This is a genomic window from Nitrosomonas sp. Nm84 (assembly GCF_003201565.1).
Classification (GTDB): domain Bacteria; phylum Pseudomonadota; class Gammaproteobacteria; order Burkholderiales; family Nitrosomonadaceae; genus Nitrosomonas.
In genome coordinates, this window is sequence record NZ_QJJP01000023.1 from 18463 (window position 1) to 38634 (window position 20172).

Annotated in this window: 19 protein-coding genes; 4 read left to right on the top strand and 15 right to left on the bottom strand. The window is 46.6% G+C overall.

The annotated features are described in order from the left end of the window. The first annotated feature begins 18 nt into the window (after positions 1-18). On the top strand, positions 19-1251 hold the full coding sequence (locus tag C8R34_RS11610) for a lipase (protein ID WP_258364476.1): 1233 nt from the start codon (positions 19-21) through the stop codon (positions 1249-1251). Between the two features lie 3 nt (positions 1252-1254). Here C8R34_RS11610 and C8R34_RS11615 read toward each other — a convergent pair whose 3' ends face one another. From C8R34_RS11615 to C8R34_RS11655, 9 genes are all read right to left on the bottom strand, one after another. Then, on the bottom strand, positions 1255-2190 hold the full coding sequence (locus tag C8R34_RS11615; RefSeq protein WP_207896470.1) for an FAD:protein FMN transferase: 936 nt from the start codon (positions 2188-2190) through the stop codon (positions 1255-1257). Positions 2191-2213: 23 nt separating this feature from the next. Next, on the bottom strand, positions 2214-4916 hold the full coding sequence (locus C8R34_RS11620; RefSeq protein ID WP_110340860.1) for a DUF3570 domain-containing protein: 2703 nt from the start codon (positions 4914-4916) through the stop codon (positions 2214-2216). Between the two features lie 55 nt (positions 4917-4971). Continuing rightward, positions 4972-5205: a DUF4266 domain-containing protein gene (locus C8R34_RS11625; RefSeq protein WP_110340862.1), complete on the bottom strand. Its 234-nt coding sequence runs from the start codon at positions 5203-5205 to the stop codon at positions 4972-4974. 29 nt (positions 5206-5234) lie between these two features. Then, on the bottom strand, positions 5235-5732 hold the full coding sequence (locus tag C8R34_RS11630; RefSeq protein WP_110340864.1) for a TlpA disulfide reductase family protein: 498 nt from the start codon (positions 5730-5732) through the stop codon (positions 5235-5237). A 55-nt stretch (positions 5733-5787) separates the two neighbouring features. After that, a complete protein-coding gene (locus tag C8R34_RS11635; protein ID WP_110340866.1) occupies positions 5788-6270 on the bottom strand; it encodes a hypothetical protein in 483 nt (160 codons plus the stop codon). A 138-nt stretch (positions 6271-6408) separates the two neighbouring features. After that, positions 6409-7143, bottom strand: a complete 735-nt coding sequence (locus C8R34_RS11640) for a hypothetical protein (protein WP_110340868.1) — start codon at positions 7141-7143, stop codon at positions 6409-6411. A 368-nt stretch (positions 7144-7511) separates the two neighbouring features. Further along, positions 7512-7976, bottom strand: coding sequence for a hypothetical protein (locus tag C8R34_RS11645; protein WP_110340870.1), 465 nt, complete (start codon positions 7974-7976; stop codon positions 7512-7514). Between the two features lie 81 nt (positions 7977-8057). Then, positions 8058-8630: a HEAT repeat domain-containing protein gene (locus C8R34_RS11650; protein ID WP_110340872.1), complete on the bottom strand. Its 573-nt coding sequence runs from the start codon at positions 8628-8630 to the stop codon at positions 8058-8060. Between the two features lie 96 nt (positions 8631-8726). Beyond that, on the bottom strand, positions 8727-9485 hold the full coding sequence (locus C8R34_RS11655; RefSeq protein WP_110340874.1) for a hypothetical protein: 759 nt from the start codon (positions 9483-9485) through the stop codon (positions 8727-8729). Positions 9486-9879: 394 nt separating this feature from the next. On the opposite strand from C8R34_RS11655, the gene C8R34_RS11660 reads away from it, so the two are divergent. Beyond that, the gene (locus C8R34_RS11660) at positions 9880-11424 is read left to right on the top strand and encodes a fused MFS/spermidine synthase (RefSeq protein WP_110340876.1); all 1545 of its coding nucleotides are present in this window, start codon (positions 9880-9882) and stop codon (positions 11422-11424) included. A 44-nt stretch (positions 11425-11468) separates the two neighbouring features. Here C8R34_RS11660 and C8R34_RS11665 read toward each other — a convergent pair whose 3' ends face one another. From C8R34_RS11665 to C8R34_RS11690, 6 genes are all read right to left on the bottom strand, one after another. Then, the gene (locus C8R34_RS11665) at positions 11469-12080 is read right to left on the bottom strand and encodes a membrane integrity-associated transporter subunit PqiC (RefSeq protein ID WP_110340878.1); all 612 of its coding nucleotides are present in this window, start codon (positions 12078-12080) and stop codon (positions 11469-11471) included. Next, positions 12077-13711 (bottom strand): intermembrane transport protein PqiB, encoded by a 1635-nt coding sequence (locus C8R34_RS11670; RefSeq protein WP_110340880.1) that lies wholly within the window; start codon positions 13709-13711, stop codon positions 12077-12079. The genes C8R34_RS11665 and C8R34_RS11670 overlap by 4 nt, the downstream gene beginning before the upstream one ends. Next, positions 13704-14315: a paraquat-inducible protein A gene (locus C8R34_RS11675; RefSeq protein WP_375342127.1), complete on the bottom strand. Its 612-nt coding sequence runs from the start codon at positions 14313-14315 to the stop codon at positions 13704-13706. The genes C8R34_RS11670 and C8R34_RS11675 overlap by 8 nt, the downstream gene beginning before the upstream one ends. Before the next feature lie 7 nt (positions 14316-14322). After that, positions 14323-14946: a paraquat-inducible protein A gene (locus C8R34_RS11680; RefSeq protein ID WP_165872562.1), complete on the bottom strand. Its 624-nt coding sequence runs from the start codon at positions 14944-14946 to the stop codon at positions 14323-14325. Between the two features lie 119 nt (positions 14947-15065). Then, positions 15066-16742: a DNA repair protein RecN gene (gene recN / locus C8R34_RS11685; protein ID WP_110340933.1), complete on the bottom strand. Its 1677-nt coding sequence runs from the start codon at positions 16740-16742 to the stop codon at positions 15066-15068. Between the two features lie 22 nt (positions 16743-16764). Beyond that, positions 16765-17637 (bottom strand): NAD kinase, encoded by an 873-nt coding sequence (locus C8R34_RS11690; RefSeq protein WP_110340886.1) that lies wholly within the window; start codon positions 17635-17637, stop codon positions 16765-16767. A 299-nt stretch (positions 17638-17936) separates the two neighbouring features. Between C8R34_RS11690 and hrcA the strand changes: the two genes are divergently transcribed. Both hrcA and hemH read left to right on the top strand, forming a co-directional pair. Continuing rightward, positions 17937-18956, top strand: coding sequence for a heat-inducible transcriptional repressor HrcA (gene hrcA, locus C8R34_RS11695; RefSeq protein ID WP_110340888.1), 1020 nt, complete (start codon positions 17937-17939; stop codon positions 18954-18956). 15 nt (positions 18957-18971) lie between these two features. Further along, positions 18972-20057 carry a ferrochelatase gene (gene hemH / locus C8R34_RS11700; protein ID WP_110340890.1) on the top strand — a complete coding sequence of 362 codons (1086 nt, stop codon included), beginning with the start codon at positions 18972-18974 and terminating at the stop codon, positions 20055-20057. The last annotated feature ends 115 nt before the right edge of the window (positions 20058-20172 follow it).

A 20172-nucleotide genomic window follows, 5' to 3' on the forward strand; every position in this document is an offset into this window, starting at 1 on the left:
TTTGCACTTGATAATTCCATGAAAAACAGATGTCTATACTATGTCGGATTGATGAGCTTTGTAACCCTGATGTTCGTTGCATCGCCGGCACGTGCGTTGCCTGATGATTGCGTGGATTTAACCGCGTCGGCGACTTTTCTTGAAACCAGCGGTTTGGTCTGCTTGCAAAAAATAGCTATCGCCGAGCAAACAGATACTCAGCGCTACAAAGCAACACTACAATGGCTGGGGATAGACAATCCTGGCCGGTTTCAGTTATTAATCATAGATTTTGATGATAATTCGGAGCTTAATAGTCCAATTTATTCAACGACGAGTGGATTACTCACTTTGCCAAAAGTGGATGTGCCTAAAGAGTTTGGTACCGAGCGCTACGCCGTCAGCTTGACCACGGTACCGAACATTGACGATTCAGCGACTATGCTGTTTGATTTAGCCAAAGTCGAAATATACAACAATCCCGATTATGTGCCCAATGAGACCTGGAAGCCTTACGGCATGCTGTTTCCAGAAGAGCGACGTGCTGTCGACTTGCTGGGGCGGTCTATTCCCTATGCGCAGCTTGCTGATGCGATATATGACTTTGATAATGCCACTGTCGGTTCGTGGGATTTGATCGTATCCATTGGAAAAAGCTCGGGAATGGATGCGGGTGTCTATAAGAACCGCGATACTGATGAATTGGTTCTGGCATTTCGCGGCACTGAAACTTGTAATTTTCCTTGTTCATTCAAAGAAACAGAAGATGTCGCCCGTGATGTCGTGGCTGATGCCGCCATTGGCACCGGCACCGTCAGTGATCAATTCAAACATGCATTTAATTTTGCGCAGGACATTGTCAATGGTTATCCAGGCAGCAAAATTACGGTAACAGGTCACTCATTAGGCGGCGGTCTGGCACAAGCAGTGGGCGCAACGCTGGGACTTGAAACCTTCGCATTTAATTCTTCGCCGGTTCCCGATCATTTCTTCGATACTTATACCATTACACTCCCAAGCGAAGAGATCCAAGAATTAATTCATGTCATTGCCGACATACATGATCCGGTTTCCAATACCGATAAAACCGGAAAACTGTACCAGGATTCCCATCACGTCACACCGCTGATTCAATTTAATTTTGACTTGAAAGAAGTCATGCCTAGTGAATTGGCAGATTTGAATGATCTTAGGTTTGATCGACACAGCATTACCAGGCTCTATGATAATGCAGTGAATCTTATTAATAATATTTACCAGGCAGGCTGGTAGTATTCAAATCAGCCGATAGGGCTTATGTGCATCGTCATCCACAAGAGATCCGCCCATCTCGCCATGCACATTAACCCATAAATGGGGTAAACCCAGTGCATCCAACCAATCAGCGCCCTGCTCTTCCTTGAGCATACCGATCGTCGATGCACTGCCGGCAACCACACAAAAATCGCCGATGACACTCACCGCCGCCATATAATTGACGGGCCAGCCCGTTTGCGGATTGAGCACGTGTCCGTAACGCAAACCATTCAATGTAATACAACGCTCGTAATCGCCGCTGCTCGCAAGCGCACCGGAATGCAACAATAGCGTTGTCAGTACACCCTCCGATTGACGGGGGTGCCGTATCGCTACGCGCCAGGGACTGCCGTCATCATGCGGTCCAATGATTTTGATATCTCCGCCCAGATTGACAATGCCGTGACGGATTCCAGCATTCCAGCATAGCGCTGCGGCACGATCCACCGCATATTCTTTGACGACCCCGCCTAAATCAATCTGCATATCCGGCACAGTAAAAGTCAATACAGGCCGTTGCCAGCTTAGTTTATGCCAGCCGATTTTTTTGAGCAGCGCGTGAATGGTTGCTTGTTCCGGTATGACACCAGATTTAAAATCCCAGGCCTGACGCAGAATTCCAGAGGTAACATCAAATAAACCATCGCTTTGCTGGTAACACGTCGCTGCGTAATCCAACAGTCCGGCAGTTTCATCATCAACGGTAATTCGCCCTCCTCGCGCTGCAGTGCGATTGATTTCAGACAAAAAACTGTCGTCGCGATAGCGGGAATAGCGTGCCTCCAGACGATATACATCATCCATGGCAATTTTGGCCGCACGTTTTCCCATCGCTGAATTTCTGGCATAAAGCTGAATCGAGCATGGCGAGCCCATTGCTTTAAAATCATAGTGGTAATAACTGAGGTTTGGCACGATATTTTGCTAACGCGCAGTACTTAAAATTGATAACTCCAGGTTGCCGCAAGTGATCCCTTGCGATCCAATTGGAATCCGTTGAAATCATTCCTGACGGGTTGTATCCATTCAAAGCCAAAGCGATTACCGGCAAACCGTCCCTTCGGAATGACGGCGTTCACGCCCAATCCGAGATCCCAGAATTGCCCGCCATAATTGGCAGGAAAATCCATCGGCCCAATGCGCGCATTGAATGCATCGAAATCTCGATGCACCGCACCATGCAAAGTGTAAGCACCACGCACTGATGCTGTCAGCCATTGCGTCAGATCAAAACCGCCCCACGTGGTCGCCTGAAACATATCGCCCAGCCGGTAACCGGATTTATTCTTTTCTTCCAGGCGTTTGACACCGCTGAATTGCGCACCCCAGGACCAACGATTGTATTCGCCGGCATAAGTCAAACTCGGCATAAAGTCCCAAGTGCCGCTGCCAAGCTGCATGCCGAAATGAATCAATCCGCCATCCTCTTGGGCCATGCGGCGTAATTTGATATCCACCTTGCCGGTCGGTGCGCTGAGCCCCAGGTTCACGTGCACACGATGCCCCGGAATGTCAATTAGTTTAATCAGTGATGAAAAATAAGTATCTCCGACAGCGCCGGTTTCATGACCCGCCACGCCTGTATGTTCATGCACACCCGACGCAGCGGGTGGCGCCCCGTCCAACCTGCGCAGATTCATGTCCATATCCATAAAAGTCGGCATCAGCATGACATTAAGCCACTTAGTCGGCGCATACATGATGTCGAGCATATGCATGTGCATGTTCATGTAAGTTGGCGTAAATCGGCACGGTATCGTATCACTGCAACCCTGATCGACAATAGTTTGATCACTTACCTGATGCGCGCCATGCATCATGGAGCCAGCGGATTTACCCAACATAAATCGGTATCCCGCCATGAAATCGCCCGGCTTATCGAGCATATGGCCAAACATGATACCCGCAGGGGGAATTTTGTGATGATGATGCGAGGAAGCATGAACATGGGATCCGGAAGATCCGCTGGAACCACCCATCTGCAGCGAAGTGGTCGGTTCAATATCAAACTTTATCGCCGCATTCGCCACATAGTAATCAAAATCCGCAAAACTGTTATTACCACTGCCTATTTGCATCGAGCTGGCGCGGGTGTAGTATTCAAAACCGGCTTCCAGCGCAACGCCTTTGCCGAGCATTTTATTCAATACCACACCACCACTTAACGCGCCAAAACCCGCCAGACGGTGATCACTGGAAAAATTACCTGGTAATTTTCCTGCATCAAAGGAGACCATTTTAGCGGCAGCATTGACTGAGAACCCATCAACAGGGCTGCCATTTTGATCAACCAGATTAAATCGATCATCGCCAAAATACTGCTTAGTAAGATCATTTTGGTCGATCCAGATCTTCCGTCCGGAACCATCAACCTCTTGTCTATTGAAGGCTTGTTGAGAAAACAAATAAGGCCGGTAAAAGCTGGCAGCGTCTTGCGAATAATAACGAATACGCGGTGTCAACGTCCATCCGCTTCCAAGCGGCTGCACCCAGCTTGCATCAAAAGTATGGGTATTGACCCCCCAGTCATCCACCGACAATCGGTAACCAAGATGCATGGCCGCATTAAACGTGTTGATGTATTGGATATATTTTGTATTTAACGCTACTTGATTACGTATGTCCGGGCGCTGCTCGATCAGTGCGCGTACTTTACCGGTAATTAAATTGGATTGCCCATTCAAGCTATCTGGATCAATGAAAATCACTGACATTGCTTTATAGGGGTTTTCCATAAACCCATTACTATGCGTATAACCAATATTGACATCTACCAATGCGTTCTTGGTAAGCACTTGCGATACGCCGACATTTGCTACCCAGTCCTGCCGATTGCCTTGCAGGATCTCAGAACCGCCACGACTAGCAATTTGTGATAAATAAGCAGTCTTAGTAATATACGGGGAAGAATCATGATCCAGAATGGCACCGATATCACTGCGCGTATATCCGCCATTGAATTTAACGCTGGTCAATTTCTGGTTAAAATCAAGACGCCCGCCGATGTTGCCAAAGCTGGATTTATAATCACGTTCTCGTGAAAAACCACCCGCCACACTAATGGCGGCTTCATTCCATTCATGGCTTAAACCAAAAGTGGCTTGACGGCGGGTTTCTGGCGAGGCTGATGACATCACCAATACGGACCGCGGATCGACACCTCCCACCAATTGCTTGGTAATAGGATCGCGCCCAATAGGATTCAAATCACGGTCTAACAGCACATCACTTTGCAGCAATGGAGAAGCGCCAACCATTACGCCATTATTGAAATAGGGGCGATTACCCCCCGTAGTAGCCAATGGGGTTGTTGTAACGGGTGTCGCACCCGACCAAGTATCTTGTGTATACCCAAAAGTAAATTTGGTACGGTCCGTCAAAGAAAAAATACCGCTGCCATGCAAAACATCGGCACTAATAGGTTTTAGATTGTTCGGAGCGCCAAAGAGGTTACGCTCACCTTCCTGGTATCGGCTATATTGAAAATTGATCCGATCTGTTCCTGCCGCGTGTCCTGGTGTTACCAATAATCCAGGCAACACCAATGCCGCGGATGTCAATGCATGTAGCGTATTTCTTGATTTTACAGACGAGATTTCCGGATCGTTCAATTGCTGGTTGCCGCCTTGGCGCTGGGGCATACTATTTCGTTGCAAATTTCATTTACCTAAAACAACGCATTTAGCGGGGATTCGCTTAATAACAACCACAACCGCCGCCACCTGAAGAGGATTTATGGCTTGGTGCCGCTTCGCGGCTGCTGTAGTTATGCGATTGTAATTCACTTTGCAATGGATGTGGATCTAATTCCATCTGAGGTTTCGCGAGATTGCCTCGTTCCCATGGCGCGACATTGACACATCCGGTTCCGCCAATACCTATTACGAATATTGCCCCGGAGATTGCTAGATAGTACCGAATTTCTTTCATGTAGAGGGCAAGTACTAAAGAATCCCTAGCTAAGGTTCCATTACCAATTGCGTAATCAATGCACGTAATTTCTCAGACTCACCGGGGAGGAACCCTTGATGCACATGGCGGATGTTGCCTTGCCGGTCAATCAAATACGATGTTGGCATTGCCATCACTTCCAGACCTTTGGCGCATTGTTTGCTCGGATCTGCAACAATCGAAAAACCGGCCGGATGTTTAGCAAGAAAATCCTGTGCGTCTGCAATTTTTTCGTCCAGATTGACGCCGATGACATGCAGTCCTTTATCTTTCAAGTCGCTGTTCAATTGATTCAGGAACGGAAAAGATTTTGCACAGGGCGGGCACCAGGACGCCCAAAAATCCATATAGACAACCTTTCCTTTCAATTCTTGTAAATCATACGTTGAGCTACCATCCAATGTGGTCAAATGACACGAAGATGACGTTTGGTCTAGATGTTCCGCATGGGATACTGTAGAAAACAAGCTTAGTATGATAGATATCAAAATTGTTATTCTTTTCATCGCACAATTACCTCCATAACATAAAGTGAAATCGCACCAAACCAATCGTTGGTCATTACTCAAATTGGTAAACCACGGGGTTTTCACTTGTGACTGTGTGCACAGGTGGATTATCTGCAGACTGGCAATGATACGATATTATGAACGACCTCGCACCTTCACCCGTTTTGTTTACCAGTAAAAGGTATGAACTATTTCCGCCCTGCACACTGACCGGCGGACTGAATTCGTCATCTCCTGAAATGGGATCGGTCGTGCTGATCGCATGATTAAAACCATTGCCGACGTGTATGATTTGCAAGTTCACCAGCAAATTATCTTGCGGCGGCGAAGTGTCCTTAATGCTTGCAACAAAGTGATCTGTAGGAATGTTTCCCTCACTACTGCAACTAACAAGTGCAAAACCGGTAAAACCGGCAACATTACCATTGGGGTCCATGGTAGCACCAACCTCATGCGCATTACTCAATGCCGCATAGCCAACTGTAGTCATAACAAAAATCACTTGCAAAAACTTTTGTACTTTTATGTTCAACATTTTATCAATCCTCCATTACTGTTTTGTATTTCATTGATGACACTAATATAGCTTTTTTAATTTCTTAAAAAAGACCTCGCTCCGAGAAGGAGGGAGAGCGAGGTTTAATCACAGCAACTTATATTGAATATCCAATCATTACTGTGGCCAAACTTGGTTGCCATCCAGTTTAATCGGCATATCACGATTGATTTGCGCGGCTGAAGGTTTAACTTCAACTGCCACTCCAGTGGCACCGCAAGATGCCGGCAGAGCGCTGGTACGAGTAATGGTCAGTGATGCTGCGCCATCTTCTCCGACACGATCGTAAGGCGTACCCAATCCTGCGAGGGTCCACCGATTAATTGTCTCATCGCTAAATCCGGAAACGGGCGTGATTTCACAAATATCGACAACCGATACATGGAATTTCACACTGGCGGCACAGGATTCCGGTTCAATAATCGCCGCACTGGTTCTGAATGGAATAAAGCCGCTCATGTCATGCGGCAGGGAATCACCGCCACCCGCCCAGAAACCAGACACATTTCCATTGCCATCCACTGTCTCGCCTTGAAAGGTAAAAACAGCCTTGCTATAGACCTTCTGATTCAGATTTCCCCAGTTTTGTATAAAATCGGTCAGTACACCCGTATGCGGTTGACCATCCACTGTGATGGTTGAATCCTGACCATCAGGAAATACCACGCTAGTGCCTATGACGTTGCGCTCTCCGCAGCCGTGACCAATCACAACGTTATTAGATACTCTGACACCTTCAGTGATTGAAGGGGTTTCGATCGTTGTATGGGCAAAAACATTATGTCCAATCATTGTTGATGCCGCAGCAATTATTGAAACTGTGATTAATTTTAGTTTATGATTTGTATGCATTTTTACACCCTTTTATTTTCCAATAATTTATTAAGATTTCCTGCATAGAATATCTTGTGATTTTTAATTGCATGCCCTTAGCTAATTTAGGTACTTTTCCGTCAATTCGCGCATCACACTCATGATGCTTTTTCATACAAACTGAGATTTTTCATGAGAATCCTTCTATAAATTGAATTCTTTCTGATCAATCTGCTAGTGACTTGATTATCTGACCTCATCATAAAATTATCAATGTGGCAAAATGTCGCACCCACTGTTGTAGCCACTTCTAAGTCAAGAAAAGTAAAAAAATGATTTGAAGCGGATGAAATAAATTCCCCAATGCCCTCTTCACAAAGGCACTGGGAACTTATCCGTAGCGAGGATTATTGCTGCTGTCTGGAAATAAAGCTTGTACCGGTATGCACATTCCCTGAGGTCTTGCAGTGCGCGCTGACATCGTAGCTGTCAGTACCCGATGCGGTATGTTTAACGAATAGATAATAAGTACCGGCTCCTTGGGTGACTTTAATCAAAGGGCTATAACCGGTATCACTGTCTGTAGTATCCAGACTTGATTGCGCACACTTATTAGTCGTGCAAGCCGTTCCTTTGTAGAGCAAAATATTCACTTTGGATGTGTTGGCCGTCATATCTTTAACTTGCGCTTCAGCATAGGAAGGTGCGCCGTTACCGTCATCAAAGCAGGTAATTTGATAAAAATCGACACCGGCAGCTAATCCCGTGGTGAAACTGCCACCTTGATTATCCGCCAGCACACTACCGGCTTGACTCATCATCAAACCACCAAAAACCACCATCGCAACTTGCTTCAAAATTGAGAATTTCATCCTATATTCCTTTCAAATTAGTAAATTCGACAACAAGTGATTTGTCATTGTCTATTCAAACGATGCTAAAACACGGCACGATCAGTGACTCTTGTGAGCTTCAAGCTTCATCGCAGCCAGTTCTCTGACGGCTTCCTCGTCGTCATTGAGTGCTTGTTCAAGCAAGCTGACACCTTTTTCATCAACCCCCAAGCTATCCACCGCCATCATACGTACTGAAAGCTCACTGTCATTAAGTGCCTGCTCCAGCAAAATAGGAAAATCCGCGCATGCTTGCTGTGCAATGGCATACACGGCTTGTCCTCTGACATTGGAATCTTTATCCAGAATGGCTTTTTGCAGGACTTTTTGCACAACCCCGGCATCAATCGGGCTTTTTTCAGCCAATTGCGACAAGGCGCTGATCCGCTGTTCGGGATTATTCGATGCAGCCAGTTTTACTATTTCTTCAGTAAATGCGAGATCGGGCTCACGTTGGCCATCACTGTCGTCAGCAAAACAATTCACCTGGAAAGACTCCAAGCTGTTAAACATCAATTTGGTTTCCGAACTACTCATGCTATCTGCCCGAGCAGTATGGATCCCCATAATAGCCCAGGATAAAATCATGAGCAGTATGAGCACACCGATCTTTGCGTTTTGGAATTGCAACATAATTACGCACTCCTCATAAAATAAGAAGATGAACAAGAGCTCCCGTTCTTGCCCACCCTCTAGTAAAAAACTTGCTATATGTTTGACTTACTATGCTTAAGGTTTCGGCCAGATCTGCGTGCCTTTTTTATTCACAATCGGCATATCACGATTCATTTGCGCAGCCGATGGAATCACTTCAACGTCCAAGCCATCGCCACAAGCCGCCGCATCCATTGGGTTATTTACCAAGTCACGCATTACTGTTAAGGTGGCAGGAGAATTGAAGCCGTGCAATCCAGGGCCGTCATACTCCGAGCCAACGGCCGGTGTCCAGAGATTAACGATGCCTTCAGCAAAACCTGCCTTAGTCGTAATCTTGCAGATATCCGCAATACCCAAAGTCACTTTTACGCTTTTGGCGCAAGAAGCAGGTTCAATTGCCATTGCGCCGGCTCTGAATGGAACATAGGTGGCGTAATAATCAGGGCTTTTGCCGTCCCGTGTGTAATATCCAACGGTATTACCATTGGCATCATGCTTTTCATCTTCATCTTTGAAGACGCTATGGTTGAGTATTTTCTGATACAAATTGCCATAGTTGGTTACATAGACATCGATGGTATCGGTAGTCGGTGCGCCGTTTACTTTAACGATGGAATCCACGCCATCCGGGAATACCACCGAATGCGCGATCACATTCGTGCCATCGCCACAACCATGCCCAATGACAACATTGTTGGAAATCCGCAAGTTTTCAGCCACCGTTGGTACCTCCAGGCGGGTATGCGAAAACGCATTGGGTGAGGAACCCAACAACAAGGCAATTGTCAAAGCAGTGTGGGTAGGAAATTTAAATTGATTAGGTTTTATCATGTCAGAGTGATCCCCTTTTTAATTGAATTATTTTTGTAATACTCACTAAGGCTACTTTTTGAGGTCGCTCTCAAAAAGTAGTCTGAAATCCATTCCATTCCTTTTCCATATCTCCGGAAAAACCTGATTTCCAGAATATTTCCAAAACACGGGAACTTTTTTCAGCGCGAATCATATTTTTCGATGCGCCAAAAAACAATGTGGCAAAATGCCGCACCCTTCTTGCCAATACCTTTCAAATCACAATGCACGCTGTATAACTCATTACTTAATAGACAATTAATTATTATTTATTCAAATCAGGTGATTCTGCTTTCATCACTGCTGCGACAATTTGCCGCATTATCAGCATCAGGTTTCTTGCATACAATCCGGGAAATTACAGAGGGAACCTATGAATCAACCGTCTTCACATATTCTGGGAAAAGCTTGGCTATATTGCACCGTATTTCTGACCGGCGCAGCGGTCATGGTGATCGAGCTGTTGGGCACACGCCTGATTGCACCCTTTTATGGCGCCAGTCTTTATGTATGGACCTCGCTCATTGCCGTGACATTAATCGCTCTGGCATTAGGTTACTATGTGGGTGGTATCTGGGCGGACCGGTCGCGGTCAGGATTATCATTCATCATTGCAGCCGCCGGATTATTAACGCTGATTATTCCTTGGTTAACCGAGCCTGTGCTACTGGCAACCGATCCCTTCGGCTTGCGCCTGGGAAGTTTTATCAGCACCTTGATCCTATTCTCCCCTAGCTTGATTATGCTGGGTATGGTCGGGCCTTTCGCGGTGAAGTTATCCACATCGGCTCTGGCCAATGTAGGTGCCAGTACCGGTTCCATCTATGCGGTCAGCACGGTAGGCAGCGTAATCGGAACCCTATTCCTCGGTTTTTATCTGTTTCCATTGGTCGGGTCGCGTGAAATTTTCATCGGCTTGGGGATTGCCCTGCTGGCATTGGCCGTGATCGTTGCCATTATTGAGCGTAATTATTTGAAATCCATGATGGTCATGGCACCAGCCGCTTTATTGGTGATCGTCAGTGCGGGTTTATACCCGCAAATCGCTAATTCAGGCAAAGCGGAATCGAGCGATGCCTTTCAAACCCGCTTTGAACGCGAAAGCCTGTACGGCTGGGTTCGGGTGATTGACAAGCCTAAAGAAAATATCCGCCTGCTTACCGTAGATGCTTCCACAATTGGTGCGGCCAGCATCAGCCATGGTGAAAATCTATTGACGTATCAGAAGATTGTGACCCGTATCCCTGCACTAGTGCCCAATCTGAATAATGCATTACTGATCGGCCAGGGCGCCGGACACATGGCAATGGCATTGAAAGATTATGGTATCGTGACGGATACGCTGGAAATAGATCCGGCGGTTGCGGAAGCAGCCAGCAATCACTTTGGATTTACGCCGACAGGTCGAACCATTATCGGTGACGCGCGCTACGAAGTTCGCCAGCTTAAAGGCCCTTATGATTTGATCATTCTGGATGTATTTACCGGCGGCTCAGAACCCACGCACCTGCTGACAGTTGAGTTTTTGACGCAATTACGGCAATTACTTGCAGACCAAGGCATACTGGCACTGAATTTTGTGTCATTCCTAGAAAATGGCCAGAATGCAGCGCTGGCCTCCGTTGCCAAAACACTGGCACAAGTTTTCCCGCACCAGCAAGTATTCATTTCCGATCCGGGTAAGGATTTCAACGATTTTATTTTTCTTGCCACCAATCATGCGATCAATCTGGACGATGCGGCGCTGCCCAGTACACATCGTGACTGGTTAAAACAACGACACCTGAATATTGATCCATCCCGAGGCGTGGTGCTAACAGATAATCTAAGTCAGCTGGAGCGCTTGCAAATCCGCAAATCCGAGCATTATCGGCGCATGATCGTTGATTCGCTAGGAACCCGTCACTTTGTCCGTTAATGGATGCGAGTTTGAATCGCCCCGGGATTTCCGGAACATATGAATTAATGACTCTGGATTTTCCGAAGCGCATCAGCGATTTCGCGACTTAACTTCTCTACAGCCTGGCTTTTAGCTGACACCAGGGACTCATAATCACGCGAGTCCACGGCTTCTCGTATTACTGATTTTCTGACTACCACGCGCTCTTTATTCTCTTGCGTGATGATCATCCAGTCGACATCAAGAACGACTTGCTCACCCAGATCGCCATCGAATCGTTTGACATCGATTGCAACACGGTAATCGACAGTAAACGGTACATTTTGCCGTGGCAAAAAAACACGTTGGGTGCCTAGAAGAGTTGACAGGTTTTCGCCAAGCACCCTTACAAAATCAGCTTCCAGCGATCCACCCCAGCGTCGGAATTCATGGATGACTAACGTATGCGCTGTGGATCGGGTAACGATTTGCGGGCGATCAAGATAGGATGGAAATGAAACGGGACTCAGCGATATAGTGACATCACCGCCGCGATCAACAGTTTGAGGCGTTGGATCTACTGCCTGCATAGCGCTTAACGTATAAAACGTATAAGTAGGCGTAGTTGCGCATCCGGCTATCCATATCGCCACCAAGACGGCTAGACAATGAAATACACGGGATATCGGTATCATTGATTTTCTCGTTTACCGTGAATGAGCGCCTCAGGATGCCGCTCCAGATAATCGGTCATGATACGAATGGAGCGGGCGGCTTTTGACAATTCATCGAACACATCGCGCAGGTCGCGTTGCGTGGACGAGTCGCTCTGAATGGTTTGCTCCACGGTAGCAAGCGTCTTCCGGGTCTGATCTAATGTTGCAGTGATCGCTGGCGTAACGGAAGTATTCAGCGTTTGAACCAATCGTTCCGTCTCCTGCATGGTCGACGTCAACGTAATAACTGAATCCTGAAATTGGCTGCCAATTTTTTCCAATGGAAGCGTCTTCAGTTTTTTGACCAAGCTGGCAATTGTGGTGCTGATTTCCTCAAAGGGTGTTGGCGTGGTGGGAAACACAGGCGGTGTTTCTCTCCAATTAATGCTTGCGGTAGGTGCATCAGGAATAAAGTCCAGATCGACAAATAACTGACCTGTCATATAATTTCCAGTTTTTAACTGGGCGCGCATCCCTCGTTTAATAAGGTCATTCATGACTGTTTTGTGATTATCACGTATAAATTCCATTTGATTGGAAACACCTTTGAATATCATACTGTTAGGTACAACTTCTATTGTCACCGGAATCATGATATCGTTTGATTCCGCATTGAATTCCATATTGATATCAATTACTTCTCCTATCGGTATTCCTTTGAACTCTACCGGCGCCCCCAAACTCAGGCCGCGCACCGAACCGGAAAAATGCAATACATACTCAAACTTCAATGTGTGACTTTCCCGCAAGGTCGCTTGATGGTCTTTAAATAGAATAAATTCATGGTCCTTGGTAACAGGCTCCTCTGCCTTATTCGACTTTCTTGGCGTATCAAAAGCGATGCCACCCATCATGACAGTCACCAACGATTCGGTACTGACATGTACGCCATTGGCGTCCAGAGACATTTCCAGGCCGCTCGCATTCCAAAAACGAGTATTGGAGTTGATTTGTTTGTCATGGGGTGAATAGATGAATACATCAATCTCCACCGATTGGCCATCCTGAGCGAACCGGTAGCTGATCACCTGCCCCACTTTGATCATCCGATAATATACCGGCGACCCGACATCCAGAGAATTTAGGTTATTGGCACGCAGAAAAAAATGACTGCCAGGCGCGCGATCTACCAATGCCGGTGGAACTTCCAGTCCGACGAAATCCCTCACATCATCACCCTCTTTACCGGGATCTATACCGATATAAGCGCCGGATAACAGCGTACTCAGTCCGGATACCTCGCCCGCTGCAATGCGTGCGCGAACCACCCAAAACCGCGTACTTTCTGTCAAATAATGTCTGGCATCCCTAACCAATTCAGCAGTGACAATAACGTGTGACAAATCATCGCTTAGCTCGATGGATCGGATCTTACCAATTTCGACGTTTTTATATTTGATTTTGGTTTTATCCGCTTCCAGCCCTTCTGCGGTTTTGAAGCTTATCGTAATGATGGGGCCCGTTTCAGACCATGTTTTATAAGCCAGCCATGCACCGACAAGTAGCGCCACCAGCGGAATCAGCCAAACGATGGACATGCCACTGCGGGTTTCCACTCTCGCTGCCGGCAGATCGTCGATCTGCTTTTCATTTAAGCTGTGTTCATTCATGATTTTTCTCTGCGTTATCCCAAATCAGTCTGGGGTCGAATGACATGGCCGCCAGCATCGTCAGTACCACAACCGCGCCAAAGGCTACCGCGCCGCTGCCGGCATCGATATCAGCCAATCCTTGAATTTTGACCAAAGCCACCATCAATGTCACCACATAGATATCAACCATCGACCAGCGTCCCATGACTTCCGCCAGGCGGTAGAGCCGTGTTCGTTCCCGGGGATGCCACGTAGAACGCATTTGAACGGAAATCACCAGATAAGTGAGAATAACCAACTTCAATACAGGTACAAAAACGCTGGCTATAAATATTACCAAGGCCACTAGCCACGAACCCGTGACGAGAAGATAGCTAACGCCACTTAGAATCGTATCCGACTGAGTCGATCCCAGACTGGTGGTTACCATAATTGGCAATACATTTGCCGGGATATACAAAACGTAAGCGGCAAGTAAGTAGGCCCACGTTCGTGACAGACTATCGGGTTTACGCAAATGCAAGGGGGTGCCGCAACGGTGACAACAGGCATGCGCTTGGGCCACTTTATGTAACAGGCCGCAGTTGTGGCAGTTTATCAGACCAACAGCGGCTGCAGTAATCCACGCGTTAGTTTGATCGTTCATGGGTCAACTCCAATTTTTCCCATACCAGATCCGGGTCGAGGCTGGATGTGGTAGCAGCCAACACAAAAATAAGAATACCAAAGGACCACAGGGCAACACCAGGAATAATCGTCGCTATGGCAACCAATTTGACCACGGAAACCAGAATACCGAGCATGAACACCTCCATCATGCTCCAAGGCCTAAGCGCTGATGTAAAGCGAAATACTTCAGCCGTATATGGCGCAATGCGATTGAACTTTAATGGTAAAAACACATAGAGCAGCGTGACAAGCAAGGTAAAAGGCGCAAGGATGGTAGTAATGAATACGAGGCCTGCAAGCAGGCGCATGTTCTGATCAAGCAGTTCCTGGACGCCTGAAAGCAAAATAGTTTCTGTGCTCTGCCTCTCGAACTGGAAACCAATAATCGGAAAGACATTGGAGATCGCGAATAAAATCAATCCGGCCATAGTATATGCCAGGGTCAAATCCAGACTGTGTCGTTTATGTTTGAGCAGAACAGCAGCGCAACGAGGACATTTCACCACGCCTTCTTCAAACGAGTGATCCACGCGCAACAATAAATCGCATTCATGACAAGCCATTAACGAAACGAAACCAGTCATTCGTATTTCTCCTCCTGAATTTACTAATTTATCACGTAAAACAAGCATGCAAATCTAAGTACTATCGATGGATGGTTGTTGATTCAATCGGCACCAGCCATTTTATTCGGTAACAGATTCTAATCGTCGGTATTGCCTTGCAGCATTTCCGCTGCATGCCGGCGTGTTGTTTCGGTGATGTTGATCCCGCCCAACATGCGAGCGATTTCCTCGACACGCTCCTGTTGGTTCAGGATGGTGATTTTGCTCAACACATGTTGATTTTCTACGCTACCAGCTAACTTAACAACTTGCCATTGTTGATTCCCGGTTGCTGCCACTTGCGGCAAATGCGTAATACACAATACTTGCCGTTCTTTCCCCAATTGCTTTAATAAATTGCCAACGATCTCCGCAACCTGCCCACCAATCCCAACATCGACTTCATCAAAAATGAGCGTGGGTATCGTGCCGACTTTACTGGTGATCACTTGGATAGCCAGACTGATACGCGACAATTCACCACCCGAGACCACTTTCGCCAAAGGCCGTAATGGCAATCCCTGGTGAGCTGCAACCTGGAATTCAATTTGTTCCAGACCATTAACGTTCCCCTGTTCCATAGGTATCAATGCCACCGAAAATTCACTGCCGGCCATGGCAATGGTTTGCATCGCAGCACTCACTTGGCGGGATAATGCTTTACTGCTTTTTTGGCGTACCGCGCTCAATGCTTGCGCTTGTTTGAAATATTCAGCTTGGGCGGTAACTTCGAGCGCTTGCAAGTGACTGATATTCGAATCCGCACCGAGTGCTTCCAGCTGCTGCGTAATGGTCTCGCGCAATGGTGGTAATTCTTCCGGCGCTACACGAAATTTTCTCGCCAGCGTATGGATCGCTGACAAGCGTTGTTCGATATCCTGTAATGCTTGCGGATCCAAATCCAGACTCTGGCGGTAATGTTTCAGTTCATAAACGCCTTCCTGCAGTTGGATATGCGCCGAATCCAACAAATCGACAATGGTTTTAAGCTGATTGTCATACTCGAGAAGATTGCGCAATTGGCTATTGATTGCATTGAGTTGCGTCAGTATTGACGATTCGCTTTCAGATAACGCCTCAATCCCTGTTTCAGCCGCCGCCAATAGCGTGGCCACGTGCGATAACCGGCTATGATCAGTCTGTAGTGCGTGCCATTCTTCCGATGTAAAATTTAATGTTGATAATTCATGCAATTGCCATTCAAGCTGATCACGTTTGTCGCGTGATTCCACCGCACGTAGCTCCATGGCAATTCTTCGTTGATAGCAATCCTGCCAGTTTTGATAAGCCGCCCTAACCGCACGCGTCAAGCCATCGCAACCGGAAAAAGCATCCAATAATTCACGCTGCGCGTCTTTCTGCAACAGGGATTGATGGGCGTGTTGACTGTGAATGGCTACCAGGTATTCGCTTGCAGTACGTAGTTGTTGTAACGTCACCGTATGCCCATTGATATAACTGCGCGAACGGCCATTGCTTTCAATAATGCGGCGCAGCAAACAAATATCCGCATCGCCATATAAATCATTTGCGTTCAACCATTGCGATAGCTCCGGCAAGCGACTGATATCAAATGTCACATTGATTTCAGCACGCTCACAACCGAGCCGTACCTGGCTGACATCGCCGCGCTCTCCCAGAGCGAGCGTCAGTGCATCGATCAAAATGGATTTTCCCGCTCCCGTTTCTCCAGTCAACACCGTAAAACCAGGCATCACATCCAGCTCGATCCGGTCAACAATAACGAAATCTTTGATGCTTAGGTGCGTTAGCATAATTGCGCATTGTGCGGACACATCAGGGAAATTCGCTCCAACCCAATTTTTCCCTCAACATACGGTAATAACTATGGTTGACTGCATGCAACAATCGCACGGTTTTTGGAAAACGCCGAACAACGATGCTATCCGTCTGTTCCAGATCAAAACAGGAATGACTGTCACAGTTGATGCGCACATTGACAGCGCTTTGCATCTGGATTTGTACATTGGCATCAGGTCCGATGACAATCGGGCGATTGCTCAGCGTATGGGGACAAACCGGTACCAATGCAATCAAATCCAAACTGGGGTGTAGAATGGGGCCACCGGATGATAATGCGTAAGCCGTTGATCCGGTGGGTGTTGCCACGATCAAACCATCGGAACGCAGGGTATTCACATACTCGTTATCAACTTTCACTTCAAATTCGATCATGCCACTGCTCATGCCTCGGTACAGCACCACATCATTAAACGCCAGGCTACCAAACGCGCTACTGCCATTACGAATCACTTCAGCATACAGTAGCATACGACGCTCAGTGGTATATTGCCCCGCCAGCATTTCATCGAGCGTTTCAAACATGGTATCCGCAGACAGATCCGTGAGAAAACCCAGTCTTCCCTGATTAATGCCAATTAAGGGCACATCATAGGAAACTAGCATGCGCGCAATATTTAGCATCGTGCCATCGCCCCCCATGACAACCGCGAGATCAGCTTGCTCACCGATTTCTTCCAGCGATAATACGGGATACTTATCGCTGCTCACGTGAGATGCCGTAAGATGATCCAACAGAACTTTATAATTCTTTTCGATCAAATACTCGGCCAGATTGAGCAGCGGTATCGCAATTTCCGGATTCTTATGTTTACCAATCAGTGCAATCGTTGTGAATGGAGAACTCATTACTTAAAAGTATTATCAATGATAATGATTGTGTTAGATGAAAATTAAATATAAATGCTAAAACGGTCACTAAAAAACGTATTCAGTTAACGAGCGATCTGTGTAGGATGTAAAATGGCTCCATCGCATATGCCCGGCAAGAAAATCAAGCCAAGAAAATAACCAAGCATGCAACGAAACTCAAGCGATTAAAGATAACCTAATAATCCTGCTAATAACTTGGAAAGTTTAGCATATATAAGGCAAAATCACTGATTCCTACTTAATATGAAAACTATCGGTTGGTGTAGAATTACCCTATGTTAAATGAACGCGCCCAAATATTATTAAAAACTCTGGTAGAGCGATATATCCACGAAGGTCAGCCCGTTGGTTCTCGCACTCTGTCAAAATTTTCCGGATTAGATCTCAGCCCAGCAACCATTCGCAATGTCATGGCCGATCTTGAAGAAATGGGATTGATCATCAGCCCGCATACTTCAGCAGGGAGAATACCGACACCCAAAGGTTATCGCCTGTTTGTCGATACCTTATTGGTAGTCAAAACTCTGAATAAGGTCGAGCTCAATCATTTGGAAAACCAACTACACCCTGATAATCCTTCACGCTTAATCAACGTCGCGTCCCAGCTGCTTTCAGAGTTGACTCACTTTGCCGGTGTCGTAATTACGCCTAAACATAAAGGTGCGGTGTTTCGCTATGTCGAGTTTATGGCATTGTCAGAAAAGCGCATTTTGCTGATTATCGTCACGCCTGAAGGCGATGTACAAAATCGTATTATTTTCACGGATAAACCCTACAGTCAGTCCGATTTGATTGAGGCCGGAAATTTTATCAATCAGCACTATGCGGGCTGCACCTTAGATGAAATTCGTAGCCGTCTGGATAGCGAGTTAAAGCAACTACGCAGCGAAATGATAATTCTGATGAACGCAGCGATTGAGGTGGGTGGTAACGCAATCAATGAAAGTAGCGAAGCTGTGGTTTTGGCCGGCGAGCGAAATCTCTTTCAAGTTCACGATCTGGCGGAGAATTTAATCAGCTTAAAAGAACTATTTGAATTATTCGAGCGTAAAACCAAATTATTGCAATTACTTGAATTGAGTCGGCAAGCCCATGGTGTAAAGATTTTTATTGGTGGCGAAGCGGATGTTGCATCGCTGGAAGAATTCAGTGTAGTGACCGCACCTTATGAAATCGAAGGGGAAATTGTCGGCACCGTGGGCGTCATCGGCCCCAGACGTATGGCTTATGAACGCATCATCCCGATTGTCGATATTACCGCCAAGCTTCTATCCAGCGGCCTATCACAGCATTAATGCAGTTAAATACCTATGACTTCCAAATCAATCTACCAACACGGTTCACCCAATCGAACTGGTGTACTACTTATTAATCTGGGGACGCCTGATGCACCCACTGCACAGGCATTACGTCCATATCTCAAGGAATTTCTTAGTAATCCTCGAGTGATTGAGATACCCAAATTGATTTGGTGGCCCATCCTGCACGGTTTTATATTGCCTTTCAGACCCAAAGCATCCGCCGAGAAATATGCAAAGATCTGGATGCCGGAAGGATCTCCGCTCAAAATTCACACTGAGCGACAAACTAGGCTATTGCGCGATGAATTACACAGACGATTGCAAAATCCACCCATTGTGGAGTATGCGATGAATATCGGCAAACCCTCTGTCGCCACGGTACTATCCAAAATGCAGGAACAGGGTTGCGAACGTATTCTGATCATTCCTCTCTTTCCTCAATATGCAGCCAGCAGCACCGCCGCTGCGATGGATAATGTGTTTGCAGTATTAAGCCACATGCGCAATTTACCAGCTATTCGCACCGTCAAACAATATCATGACCACCCCGGCTATATTGCGGCATTGGCCCAAAATGTACGCGATTACTGGGATGTGAATGGCCGACCTGACAAGTTGATCATCAGTTTTCACGGCACTCCGCGTGCAAGCCTGGATAAAGGCGATCCATATCATTGTGCATGCCAGAAAACCGGGCGGTTACTGGCTGAAGCCTTGGCGCTAGATACAAATCAATATTCAATCTGCTTTCAATCGCGCTTTGGCAAAGCCAAATGGTTGACTCCATACACTGCAACGACTGTAACGCAGCTGGGAAAAGAGCAGACGCAGCGTGTAGATGTGGTATGTCCGGGCTTTGTATCCGATTGCCTGGAAACACTGGAAGAAATTGCCATGGAAGTAAAAGATACATTTACTCAAGCCGGAGGCAAGGAATTTCATTACATTCCTTGCCTCAACGAGCGCAGTGACTGGATTCAAGCACTGGCAGATATTACTTGCACTCATTTACAGGGATGGTTGGAAATACAAATCACAGAAGAAGCCGCTAAACTATCCAGAAAATTGGCATTAGAATTGGGCGCCAGCAACTAAAACCTGAGTCTTTAAGAAAATTGCGAGTTGATCAAGAATTTGTTGATTAGACCATGATGAAAGTGCCATTTCGCCTCTTTCTATTTGTGTAAAGCAAAGTTGAAAGAGTGCAAAC